10 protein-coding genes are annotated in these 12,387 nt (G+C 69.8%); 1 reads left to right on the forward strand and 9 read right to left on the reverse strand.

The window, feature by feature from the left end; all coding sequences use genetic code 11:
- Window positions 1-79 precede the first annotated feature (79 nt).
- The 9 genes from ACFF45_RS02650 to rpsL all read right to left on the reverse strand — a co-directional run bounded on the left by ACFF45_RS02650 (window position 80) and on the right by rpsL (window position 10,374).
- Complete coding sequence (locus ACFF45_RS02650; protein ID WP_381341301.1) at window positions 80-574, reverse strand: hypothetical protein; 495 nt, start codon at window positions 572-574, stop codon at window positions 80-82.
- A 41-nt stretch (window positions 575-615) separates the two neighbouring features.
- Window positions 616-2,682, reverse strand: coding sequence for a hypothetical protein (locus ACFF45_RS02655; RefSeq protein ID WP_381341304.1), 2,067 nt, complete (start codon window positions 2,680-2,682; stop codon window positions 616-618).
- A gap of 2 nt (window positions 2,683-2,684) precedes the next feature.
- A complete protein-coding gene (locus ACFF45_RS02660) occupies window positions 2,685-3,086 on the reverse strand; it encodes a hypothetical protein (protein ID WP_381341307.1) in 402 nt (133 codons plus the stop codon).
- Between the two features lie 140 nt (window positions 3,087-3,226).
- Entirely contained in the window at window positions 3,227-4,402 is a 1,176-nt protein-coding gene (locus tag ACFF45_RS02665) for an SRPBCC family protein (RefSeq protein ID WP_381341310.1), read from the reverse strand.
- Window positions 4,403-4,531: 129 nt separating this feature from the next.
- Window positions 4,532-5,677, reverse strand: a complete 1,146-nt coding sequence (locus tag ACFF45_RS02670) for an acyltransferase family protein (RefSeq protein ID WP_381341313.1) — start codon at window positions 5,675-5,677, stop codon at window positions 4,532-4,534.
- A 336-nt stretch (window positions 5,678-6,013) separates the two neighbouring features.
- Window positions 6,014-7,207, reverse strand: a complete 1,194-nt coding sequence (tuf, locus tag ACFF45_RS02675; protein ID WP_381341315.1) for an elongation factor Tu — start codon at window positions 7,205-7,207, stop codon at window positions 6,014-6,016.
- A 156-nt stretch (window positions 7,208-7,363) separates the two neighbouring features.
- Entirely contained in the window at window positions 7,364-9,490 is a 2,127-nt protein-coding gene (gene fusA / locus ACFF45_RS02680; RefSeq protein WP_381341318.1) for an elongation factor G, read from the reverse strand.
- A 39-nt stretch (window positions 9,491-9,529) separates the two neighbouring features.
- Window positions 9,530-10,000 (reverse strand): 30S ribosomal protein S7, encoded by a 471-nt coding sequence (gene rpsG, locus ACFF45_RS02685; protein ID WP_009330725.1) that lies wholly within the window; start codon window positions 9,998-10,000, stop codon window positions 9,530-9,532.
- Window positions 10,001-10,002: 2 nt separating this feature from the next.
- Window positions 10,003-10,374: a 30S ribosomal protein S12 gene (gene rpsL / locus ACFF45_RS02690; protein WP_003948652.1), complete on the reverse strand. Its 372-nt coding sequence runs from the start codon at window positions 10,372-10,374 to the stop codon at window positions 10,003-10,005.
- A 417-nt stretch (window positions 10,375-10,791) separates the two neighbouring features.
- On the opposite strand from rpsL, the gene ACFF45_RS02695 reads away from it, so the two are divergent.
- Complete coding sequence (locus ACFF45_RS02695) at window positions 10,792-12,072, forward strand: putative hexosyltransferase (protein WP_381341321.1); 1,281 nt, start codon at window positions 10,792-10,794, stop codon at window positions 12,070-12,072.
- Window positions 12,073-12,387 lie beyond the last annotated feature (315 nt).

Consider the following 12,387-nt stretch of genomic DNA (forward strand, 5'->3'; position numbering starts at 1 on the left):
GCCCACTCCCACGCAAGACGGTGCGGGCCGAACTACGTCTTCCGTCCGCCGGGTCGGTAGGCACGGACACACGCCAGGCTCAGTCACATGACAACGTCGCGACCGTGGCGGGGAAGTAGGCGCGCATGAACTTCTCGATGTCCTGACGGCGGCTCTCGTCCATGATGTTCACTTCAGGCAGGGACAGCTTGAGGATGAAGTGCGTGTTGCGCCCGACAACGCACGGCCCCGACACCATGGCACCGGTGTTTCCCACGATCCCTTCCTCACCGATGCTCACCGCCCGCCACCCTGGAAGGTCCTCGAATACGGGGTCGAACTCCGATCGCTCGGCGAAATGGGGCGCAGCCGTGGACCAGTAGAAATGCAGCTCCAAAATCCGATCTCCGGCGGAATAGAGCGTGCAGGGGGCCGAGACGGCTGCCGTCCGATCCACCCGACTGCTCTCCTGGAGGTCCTCCATGGCGGTGAGAACCGGCCGAAGGAGCGTCTGGTCGATCCGGGTGCCGCACACCACCTCCGGGATCTGGTCCTCGCCGGACCGACCGCACGCCGTGGAGGCGAAGGCCAGCAACAACGCAAGCAGTCCCGCGACTCCCAGCCTCTCAGGGTTCCTCACTGCGCCTGCTTTCCGGATACGCCTTGTGCGTGTTTGATCCCGTCCTCAGCGGACGCGTTGATCAGGTTCTGGGTGTCGAAGGGCTCCTGGGCAGACAGCCCGTGTGCCCCGCGCCATTCGTCGGAGAGCGCCATCAGTTGCCTGTTGCGAGATGAATAAGCGGCGATGTTGTCGGAGGTCCGCTGATCGTCCAGCCTCCGTTGCTCGTCCGCAAGCCACTGGCCGACGACGTAGTCGAAGCCCTGTTGCACCTTGTCACCAGCCACCGGAATGTAGCTGATGGCCTCGTCGATCAGCGGCTTCCCCTCGAATGCCGCAGTTGCCGGATCATCCTGCGCCTGGGTGCGGGCCTCCTCCAGAAAGCCGATCGTCCGCCCGGCCCTGGTGAGTGACTCGGTCGACTGGGTCTGCCCCTCGTCATGAATCACAGACACCATCGCCTGGTTCAGCCCGCCGTTGAGCGTGCTGTACGCGTCCTGATCCTTGGAGATCTGCTTGCTGACCTCGAAGAGGTCGGTCTGGTTCAGCGGGGACCGGGCGATGCTGACCTCGCTCATCGCCGTATGCACCACCTCCCCGTGATTGACCAGAATCCTGGCCATCGGCTCCCGCATCCCCGGCGGGAAGTCGTCCCCCCTGTCGGCCAGATGGGTCAGCGCCGACCTGAAGACCGCCTCGTTCTGCCGCGTGTGCTCCACGTACCGGGCGCCCCCGTCCGACGGGTCGATTCCCGTCGCCGCCGCCTGGAGGGCCGCGCCGAAGCCGGCACGGGTGTCGGCGTCCTCGCCGGAGGTGTACGTGCTGACCTTCGGGCCCTCCTGGGCGTGCAGGGTGACGTCCCAGTCCCGTTCCTTCATCAGGTACTTCATCGTCGCGTCGTCGCTCAGGTACCGCGCCGCACCCGCGGGGTCCCGGCTCATGAGGCCGAGCATCCCGTCCACCGGGTCGTTGGCGAACCAGCCGTCCCGCCGGCCGGCGTACTCGTGCTTCAGCTGCCAGAGACCGGGATCCCTCCGCTCCGCCGCGATCATGTCGTCGGTGAGGTCACCGAGCATCCCCGGCGCGTACCCGTGCCCGGTGCGCAGCAGCGTGACGAGCGACTGGTACCCCACGGCCTTGTCCAGCCGGGCCCCCTGCGCGTCGGTGGCATGCCGTTCGACGCCCGCCGCCCGCATGTCCTCACGCCAGTCCCGGTACCACGCCGACCCGGTGTCCCGGGTGGCCGACGCGAGCGCGCCGGCGAGCCCCGCCTCGATCGCCGCGTAGTCACCGGCGCGGCCCCCGCCCCGCACGTGGACCAGGTCGTTCAGCTCGTTCGCCAGCCGGACCGTGCCGGTGGCGCCCAGCCCGTCGAGCAGGGTCCGGGAGAACCGCGGATCGTCGCCGTTGTCGCGGAACGTCCGCCTCAGCTCGGCGAGTTCGGCGCCCGACAGACCTGCTCCGCGCCCGAGCCGCTCCAGCGCCTCCTCGGCGGCCCGCCCCTCGTACGTCTCGACGTCGCCGCGCGCCTCGCCGTTGAAACCCTTGCCCCCGGCGACGGGGCTCGAGTCGGCCACCACGGCCCGCAGGGCGATCCGGACACCGGCGTCCGCGTCCGTCACGTCCCGGACGGCCCGGTCGACGCGGTCCTGCCAGGACCGGACGGCACCCTGGTAGCCGGGGTCGTGCTGGACGGCCCGGCGCTCCTGCTCCGGCATCCGCTCGGTGTCCAGGCTGACGACGCCCTGGTCCGACACCTTCATCCCGGCGTCGACGGCCTCCTGCCGCGCGGCCCGCAGCCGGCCGCGCAGGTCCACGAACTGGGCGTGCGCGTCGCGCAGCAGCCCCGCGACGGCCTTGGCCTCGGTCTGCGCGTACTGGAACTGCTGGAGGGTGACGTCGAAGCGGGCGTTGGCCGCCTCCGCGCTGAGGCCCACCCAGGCGGGCCCCACGGAGATGCCGTGGACGTCCCGGCGATAGGCCTTCTCCTGCCGGGCGAACTCCCCCGCCATCGCCTCCCAGCTCTCCGCGGCGACCGTGAGCGCGGCGAGGTCGGTGGTCATGACCTCGTGGTAGGTGGGCACCCCTAGCTCCCCGGCTGCCAGTAGGTGTCGAGGACGGAGACCTGCCGGGTGCGCGCGGCCACCGCGAAGTCCGTGCCGTGCAGGGTGGTGTTGGTCTGCCGCAGCAGCTCCTTCTCCGCGCCGAGGCGGTCCAACAGGTTCCGCACCTGGTCACCCCAGGTCGTGTGCGCCTTCCGCAGGGCCGCCGACGTGTCCCACCCGTCGCCGTCCTTCGGACCGAACGCCCGGACCGCGCCGGCGGTGTCCTGGTCCGCGTGGCGCCCGGCCTTCGCGGTGTCCGGCTCGATGCCGTCCTGGATCGCCTTCGCCGCCGCCCTCTTCTCGGCGGGCGACGAGGCCAGGTCCCTGCGCCCGCCCGCCGGACCGGCCCCTCCCCGATCGGCCGGAAGCTGGTTGAGCCCCATGTCCGTCACCTGTCCGTCACCGCCGTGCCGCCTCCCCGTCGACCCCGGCGAGGCCCACGTGCCCGGACCCCGCGATCACACCGGCACCGTACCGCGTCGGCTGCGGAGCGTCATAAGCCGGTCACCCGGCCCGTTCCTGGTCAGCTGCGCGTGACCTGAGCGCACTCCCCGTCCTCGAACAGCTCCCCGAGCGGTGTGCCGAGGTCGTACGGGTCGTGGGCCTCGCCCGTGGGCGGGGCCTCGGTGGGGGCGGCGGTCGGGAAGGACGGGTGGAGGAAGCCGCCGTCGTTCTCGCAGGAGACGTTGAAGAACGCGGCGTCGTACCGCTCCGCCTGGAGCTTCCCTGCGGTGGCGGCCCAGCGGGCCGGGTCGGACAGGAGCATGGTCAGTTCCCGGCGGACGATCGTGCGGGAGACGCGCTCGGCGCCGTCCTCGGCCCGCACCATCGGGTAGACGAAGGTGTAGTCGGCCCGCACCCGCACCTGACCGGGCTTGCCCGCCTCGAAGGTCATCCGGCCCCGCACCTTCACCACGTCCCCCGCCGGCCGCACCTCCGCGGGGTCGAAGCGCGAGAAGAGTGCCACCGGGTCGTGCTCGCGGTCCGGCGAGCGCAGCGCCCGCCGCGCGTCCGACAGCATGCCCGGCTGTTTCGGGTCGAGCAGTTCCAGCGCCCGGGCGGGCTGCCCGCCGCCCCGCACCCGCGCGTCGAGGTTGGCGGCGACCAGGAACTCCTTGGTGCGCCACAGGGCGAGCTCCACCTGCTCCGCGCTCATGCCGCTGGCCGCCCTGGCCGCCGGCGGCACGATCGCGTCCGCCCCCTCGGCCCAGGACGTGGCGGGCGAGCCGCGGAACGGGGCGTCCAGGGTGGGGCCGCCACCGGGGAGCGACGACGCGGCGGCGGACACCGGCTCGCCGTCGTCGCCGGGCAGGCGGTCCAGCACCAGGGAGGGACGGATCCCCACCGCAGAGAGCGCCACGACCAGCAGCACCCCCACCGCCGTACCCAGCCGCCGTCTGCGGCGGCCCCGGGCCTCGGTCTCCCGCCACGACGGGCCGGTACGCCATCCCGGCGGCGACGCCGGCTGCGGCGGTCCGGCCGGCCCGCGGCCCCAGCGGTGCCGCCGCCCCGGCCGCGCCGCCTGCTGCTCGTCCTGCTCCCGCAGCCGGACGGTCACCATCCGGGCCCGTGCCGACGGCTCCTTCGGCACGTCCGCGGTCCCGCCCTCGGCGGCCTCGCGGAGGAAGGCCGCCAGCTGCTCGTCGGTTATCGAGGGCTGTTCCTCGTCGGGCCGCGGGGAGGACGGGACAGGACTCACGGGCTCTCTCACTCGGATCGTCACGGTCGGGGCAGACGTGCACGATCATTCCGAGGCGGCAAGCGGTTGCACAAGCGGTTCCGGGGACCCGTCGCCGAGCCACCGCACCGGAGCACGGGTGCCGGTGCGTCAGGCCGCCCGCTGGAAGCCGCGCAGCCGGACGAACGACGACTCCAGCCCCTTCTTCAGCGCCCGCGCCACGGGCCGTTCCACGAACCGGTGCACCAGCCAGCTCAGCACCAGGAACCCGGCGACCAGCCCCGCGACCAGCAGACGGGGGTCCATGGTGCCGCGCAGGTGGTGGATGACGACGATGCCGGCGAGGTAGTGCGTCAGGTAGAGCGGGTACGTCAGGCAGCCCGCCGTCACCAGCCACCGCCAGCGGATGCGGTCCGTGTAGCCGAGCGCGACGGCCACCATCAGCAGCATGAAGGCGGTGAAGATGACGACCGCGCCCCGCCAGCTGCTGACCTGCTCGTACTCCACCCGCTCGCCCAGCTCCAGCTGCCCCATCAGCCAGGACATCGCCAGGATGCCCCACAGCAGCAGGTCCTGGCCGAAGCGGTGCATCAGGTAGAGGGCGAGGCCGGCGATGAAGTACCAGGCGGCGCTCGGGTCGGCGACCAGCGTCAGCAGCGGGAAGTCGGAGACCGGGGCCAGCATGGCCGCCGCACCCCAGACGCAGCAGAAGACGACGACCCGGCGGTACGTCAGGCCCATGGCGACGACGACGAGGAACAGCAGGTAGAAGCGGAGCTCCGACCAGAGCGTCCAGTACACGGGATCGACGTGCGGGACGTCCGAACCGGCCTGGAGCATCGTCAGGTTGAACAGGACCTCCCGCAGCCGCAGCCGCTCCTGCACGCCCGGCAGCAGCACCAGCACGGCCGTGGTGAAGAGGACGGCGAACCAGTACGCGGGGTAGAGGCGGATCACCCGCGAGACGAAGAAGTCCTTGGGGGTGCGGCCCCAGCACGACATGCAGATCACGAAGCCGCTGATCACGAAGAAGATCTCGACGCCTATCCAGCCGAAGGAGGCGACGCGGAACACCGACGGCATGAGCTCCGACACCGGGCGGTCCCAGATGACGTTGCCCGGCCGGTCGGCCCGGTGGGTGCCGGCGAAGTGGTGCAGGACCACCATCAGCGCGGCGAGCAGCCGGATGCCGTCGAGGAGGTACAGCCGCGGACGCCGCCGGGAGGCGCGCGCCGGGGCGTCGCCGCCCGGACCGCCCCGCTGCTGCGGCGGGCGTTCGGCCACCGCGACCGGCATGGGTATCGACAATCCGCTGCGCGCACCCTGCATCAGGAGACCTAGCCATCCTCGGGAGAGACTCGGGGCCCGACGGCCACTGGACGACGGTTCACGCTACGTCGGCACGTTCCGCCCCACGGGGACAGAAAAGAACAATCCCCCCGCGCCTGTAAGGAAGTTGCCGTAACGCTTGCCCATCCGCCGCACAACGTTCGGCCAGGTTTCACCCGACCCCGGGACAACCCCCGGACCTGTGCCGTGCAGGGCCGGGCATGGCGAAGGGGCCCGTACGACCGAAGTCGTACGGGCCCCTCCAGGCCTTGTCAGGTCAGGCGACCCTCAAGCAAGCGGGACTTACTTGACGATCTTGGTGACCTGGCCGGCGCCGACGGTCCGGCCACCCTCACGGATGGCGAACTTCAGGCCCTCCTCCATGGCGACGGGCTGGATCAGCTCGACGCGCATCTCGGTGTTGTCGCCCGGCATGACCATCTCGGTGCCCTCGGGGAGGTGCACGACACCGGTCACGTCCGTCGTACGGAAGTAGAACTGCGGGCGGTAGTTGTTGAAGAACGGGGTGTGGCGGCCACCCTCGTCCTTCGACAGGATGTAGGCCTGGGCCTCGAACTCGGTGTGCGGGGTGACCGAGCCCGGCTTGATGATGCACTGGCCGCGCTCGACGTCCTCGCGCTTGATGCCGCGGAGCAGCAGACCGACGTTCTCACCGGCCTGGCCCTCGTCGAGCAGCTTGCGGAACATCTCGATACCGGTGACCGTGGTGGTGGTCTTCTCGGTCTTGATGCCGATGATGTCGACGGTCTCGTTGACCTTCAGGACACCGCGCTCGATACGGCCGGTGACGACCGTACCGCGACCGGTGATCGTGAAGACGTCCTCGATGGGCATGAGGAACGGCTTGTCGACGTCGCGCTCGGGCTGCGGGATGGCGGTGTCGACGGCGTTCATCAGGTTGAGAACGGAGTCGACCCACTCCTTCTCGCCCTCGAGGGCCTTCAGGGCGGAGACACGGACGACCGGAAGGTCGTCGCCCGGGAACTCGTACTCGGAGAGCAGCTCACGGACCTCGAGCTCGACGAGCTCCATGATCTCCTCGTCGTCCACCATGTCGGCCTTGTTCAGGGCGACGACGATGTAGGGGACGCCGACCTGGCGGGCCAGGAGCACGTGCTCCTTGGTCTGCGGCATCGGGCCGTCGGTGGCGGCGACCACGAGGATGGCGCCGTCCATCTGCGCCGCACCCGTGATCATGTTCTTGATGTAGTCCGCGTGACCCGGGCAGTCGACGTGGGCGTAGTGACGCGCCTCGGTCTGGTACTCGACGTGCGCGATGGAGATGGTGATACCGCGCTGACGCTCTTCGGGCGCCTTGTCGATGTTGTCGAACGGGGTGGCCTCGTTCAGGTCCGGGTACGCGTCGTGCAGCACCTTGGTAATGGCGGCCGTGAGGGTCGTCTTACCGTGGTCGATGTGACCGATGGTGCCGATGTTGACGTGCGGCTTAGTCCGCTCGAACTTCGCCTTCGCCACTGGGGTCCTCCTGTGGAGTGGTTCTGTACGCCTTACTTCATCGGCGCCAGGTGATCTTTGCTGTTAAGTCCCGGGCCCCGGGGCATTCTCCCGGGAATGCGGGTGAATGCCCCGTGAGGCTCCGGAGTCAAGCCTACGGCGTGTGAACGCGGTGCGTTACTCGCCCTTGGCCTTCGCGATGATCTCCTCGGCGACGTTCCGCGGAACCTCGGCGTAGGAGTCGAACTGCATCGAGTAGCTTGCGCGACCCGACGTCTTGCTGCGGAGGTCCCCGACGTAGCCGAACATCTCCGACAGGGGCACGAGGCCCTTCACGACGCGGGCACCGGCCCGCTCCTCCATGGCCTGGATCTGGCCACGGCGGGAGTTGATGTCGCCGATGACCTCACCCATGTAGTCCTCGGGCGTGGTGACCTCGACGGCCATCATCGGCTCAAGGAGAACGGGGCTGGCCTTGCGCGCGGCCTCCTTGAAGGCCTGCGAACCGGCGATCTTGAACGCGAGCTCCGAGGAGTCCACCTCGTGGTACGCACCGTCGAGCAGGGTCACGCGCACACCGGTCATCTCGTAACCGGCGAGGATGCCGAACTGCATGGCCTCCTGCGCACCGGCGTCGACCGAAGGGATGTACTCCTTCGGCACGCGGCCACCGGTGACCTGGTTGACGAACTCGTACGACGAGTCGCCGCCCTCGATCGGCTCGATCGCGATGATCACGCGAGCGAACTGGCCGGTACCACCGGTCTGCTTCTTGTGGGTGTACTCGACCTTCTCGACCGACTTGCGGATGGTCTCGCGGTACGCCACCTGCGGCTTGCCGACGTTGGCCTCGACCTTGAACTCACGGCGCATGCGGTCGACCAGCACCTCGAGGTGCAGCTCGCCCATGCCGCCGATGATGGTCTGGCCGGTCTCCTCGTCCGAGTGGACCTGGAAGGACGGGTCCTCCTCGGCCAGGCGCTGGATGGCGACACCCAGCTTCTCCTGGTCGCCCTTGGACTTGGGCTCGATGGCGACCTGGATCACCGGCGCCGGGAAGTCCATGGACTCCAGGATGACCGGCTGCTTCTCGTCGCTCAGCGTCTCACCGGTGGTGGTCTGCTTCAGGCCCATGACGGCGACGATGTCGCCGGCGCCCACCGAGTCGATCTCCTCACGCTTGTTGGCGTGCATGCGGTAGATCTTGCCGATGCGCTCCTTGCGGCCCTTGACGGAGTTCAGCACGGCGGTGCCGGACTCCAGACGGCCGGAGTACACGCGGACGAAGGTGAGCTTGCCGAGGTGCGGGTCGCTCATGATCTTGAACGCCAGCGCCGCGAGGGGCTCCTCGTCGGAGGGCTTGCGCTTGATGACCGTCTCCGGGTCCTTGACGTCGTGGCCCTCGATGGCCTCGACGTCGAGCGGGGACGGCAGGTAGCGCACGACCGCGTCGAGCAGGGGCTGGACGCCCTTGTTCTTGAACGCGGTACCGCAGAACACCGGGGTGACCGTGGTGCCCTCGCCCTTGCCGGAGGCGATGGTGATGCGGCGGATCGCCGCGTACAGCTGCTCCACGGAGGGCTCCTCGCCCTCCAGGTACAGCTCCATCAGCTCCTCGTCGTTCTCGGCGACGGCCTCCAGCAGCTTGCCGCGCCACTCCTCGGCGGCCTCGGTGTGCGTGGCCGGGATGTCGACGACGTCGTACATCTCGCCCTTGGTGGCTTCGGCCGACCAGACCAGGGCCTTCATCGTCACCAGGTCGACGACGCCCTTGAAGTCCGCCTCCGCGCCGATGGGCAGCTGCATGACGAGCGGCTGCGCACCCAGGCGGTCGGTGATCATGTCGACGCAGCGGTGGAACTCGGCACCGGTGCGGTCGAGCTTGTTGACGAAGCAGATGCGCGGAACGCCGTAGCGGTCCGCCTGACGCCACACCGTCTCGGACTGGGGCTCGACACCGGCGACGCCGTCGAACACCGTCACGGCACCGTCGAGCACGCGCAGGGAGCGCTCCACCTCGACGGTGAAGTCGACGTGGCCCGGCGTGTCGATGATGTTGATGGTGTGGTCGACGTCTTCCAGCGGCCAGTGACAGGTGGTGGCAGCAGAGGTGATCGTGATGCCACGCTCCTGCTCCTGCTCCATCCAGTCCATGGTGGCAGCGCCGTCGTGGACCTCACCGATCTTGTAGGACACACCGGTGTAGAACAGGATCCGCTCGGTGGTGGTCGTCTTGCCCGCGTCGATGTGGGCCATGATCCCGATGTTGCGGACCTTGGCCAGGTCAAGCGAAGTGGTAGCCATAAGGCTTCAGTCTTCTCTCGGTCTCGATGTGGACTGCGACTACCAGCGGTAGTGCGCGAAGGCCTTGTTGGACTCGGCCATCTTGTGCGTGTCCTCGCGCTTCTTCACAGCGGCACCGAGGCCGTTGGACGCGTCGAGGAGCTCGTTGAGCAGACGCTCGGTCATGGTCTTCTCGCGACGGGCGCGGGAGTAACCGACCAGCCAGCGCAGCGCCAGGGTGTTGGCACGGCCGGGCTTGACCTCGACCGGGACCTGGTAGGTGGCGCCACCGACACGGCGGGACTTGACCTCGAGGGTCGGCTTGATGTTCTCGAGAGCGCGCTTGAGCGTGATGACCGGGTCGTTGCCGGTCTTGTCGCGCAGACCCTCCATGGCGCCGTAGACGATGCGCTCGGCGGTGGAGCGCTTGCCGTTCAGCAGCACCTTGTTGATCAGGGAGGTCACCAGGGGGGAGCCGTAAACCGGGTCGATGATGACCGGGCGCTTCGGGGCGGGGCCCTTACGAGGCATTCTTACTTCTCCTTCTTGGCGCCGTAACGGCTGCGAGCCTGCTTGCGGTTCTTGACACCCTGGGTGTCGAGCGAGCCGCGGATGATCTTGTAGCGAACACCCGGCAGGTCCTTCACACGGCCGCCGCGCACGAGCACGATGGAGTGCTCCTGCAGGTTGTGTCCCTCACCCGGAATGTAAGCGGTGACCTCGATCCCGCTGGTCAGACGCACACGCGCGACCTTGCGCAGGGCCGAGTTCGGCTTCTTCGGGGTGGTCGTGAACACACGCGTGCAGACGCCACGACGCTGAGGGGAACCCTCGAGTGCGGGCGTCTTGTTCTTCTCGACCTTGTCCTGCCGGCCCTTGCGGACCAGCTGCTGGATCGTAGGCACTACTTCTCCGGTTTCTGTGTGCCGATGGGTACAGCTAACCTGGAACGTCTCCGACCCACGCGGTCGGGTGTGTCGAATCCGGCGGACTCCCGCCGCTAGGCGAAAAGAGCACAGATTACGGTGGCCGCTCACGGCTCGCCATGCGGTTTGAAGGCACGCACAGGAGCCAGGGCACACCCCAGGCACAAGGTCTGAGCGTACCTACCGCATACGCTGCGGTCAAAACAAATGCCCGGCGCCGACCGGCCCGCACTGACCACGTCAAATCTCCCGTTCGGCCGAGCCGGCCGAACCCTGCCCCCACCGCCTTGCACACCTGTGCGACCCTGTGGGAATCCTATGACAGATCTTTCATGATCACCCGGACAGTGCGGCCCCGCCGGGGCCCGGTGATCCGGCCGAGGGGGGACCACAGTCATGGCCACGGCTGCCAGTTCCGCGGCGGCGGACTCCGCCGTCTCGGGCGACCGGGACGCCGGGCAGCCGCGCGCCGTCCGCCTCCCCGGGGTGCCGGACGGGCTGCGGCCCTACGCCGCTCCGCTGCTCCTGTACGGCGCCGCCAAGCTCGTCGGAACCGTCGTCTTCGCCATCCTGCTGATGGCCTCCGGGGACTACCGGGAGAAGGACCCCCGCTTCGGCGGCGGCGCGCACTGGTGGGACGTCCTGGCCACCTGGGACGGCTGGTGGTACCTCCAGGTCGCCGAGAAGGGGTACGAGCCCGGGCCGCTGCGGCACCTCGCCCCCGGCGGCGTGTTCACCGTCGAGCAGAACTCCGTGGCGTTCTTCCCGCTCTACCCCGGTCTGATCCGGGGCACCTCCGAGGTGACCGGGCTCGGGCTGTACGGGTCCGGAATCCTGGTGTCGGTGCTCGCCTCCTTCGTCGCGGCGGCCGGCATCCACGCCGTGGTCTCCCTGCTCGCGGGCGCCCGCGCGGGCACCGTCGCCGCCGGGCTGTGGGCGGTCGCGCCCGGCGCGGGCGTCGAGTGGGCGGTGTACTCGGAGTCCGTGTTCGTGGCGATCGCCGCGTGGTGCTGCTACTGCGTGATGAAGGGCCGCTGGGTGGCCGCCGGGCTGCTCGCCTTCGCGGCCGGCCTCAACCGGCCCACCGCCGCCGCGCTCATCGGCGCGGTGGGCCTCGCCGCCCTGGTGACGCTGGCCCGGCGGGACAGCCGGCGCGAGCACGGGGTGGTGGGTCCGGTCTACGCCATGATCGCCGCGCCGCTCGGCCTGCTCGCCTACGTGGTCTGGGTCGGCCTCGGCATGGGCGAGCCGACGGCGTACTTCACACTCCAGCGCGAGGCGTGGGCGCACTTCTTCGACTACGGCGCCCACACCCTCGACGTGCTGGGCAACACGGCGATCGGCGAGCACGACTACGTCTTCGCCTTCTCCGTCCCCGACCTGCTCGCCGTCCAACTGGTGCTGGCGCTGCCGTTCCTGATCGCGCTGATGCTGCGCCGGCGGCCGCCGCTGGTGCTGGTCGCCTACACGCTCGCGAGCGTCGTCAGCGTGCTGGGCACCCAGCAGATCTTCGGCAACACCTCGCGCTACCTGCTCCCCTGCTTCCCCCTGCTGCTCGCCCCGGCCGCCGCGATGGCCAGGCTGAGCCGGCCGTTCCTGACGGTCTTCTTCGCGACGGCGGCCCCGGCGTCGGGCTGGTACGCGCACTACGTCCTGTTCGAACTCGGCGTCCCGTAACCCCACGGCCCACCGCCCGGCGGGCCCCACGCCGCCCGCCACACGACAGCCCGCGCGCCGCCCCGGACCCTCCGCCGCCGTGCACGCCGCACACCGCCCCGGACCCTCCCGCCGTGCACGCCGCACACCGCCCCGGACCCTCCGCCGTGCACGCCGCACACCGCCCCGGACCCTCCGCCGCCGTGCACGCCGCACACCGCCCCGGTCCCTCCGCCGTGCACGCCGCACACCGCCCCGGTCCCTCCGCCGTGCACGCCGCACGCCGCCCCGGACCCTCCGCCGCCGTGCACGCCGCACACCGCCCCGGACCCTCCC

The sequence above is a fragment of the Streptomyces cinereospinus genome (assembly GCF_042430725.1).
Taxonomy (GTDB): domain Bacteria; phylum Actinomycetota; class Actinomycetes; order Streptomycetales; family Streptomycetaceae; genus Streptomyces; species Streptomyces cinereospinus.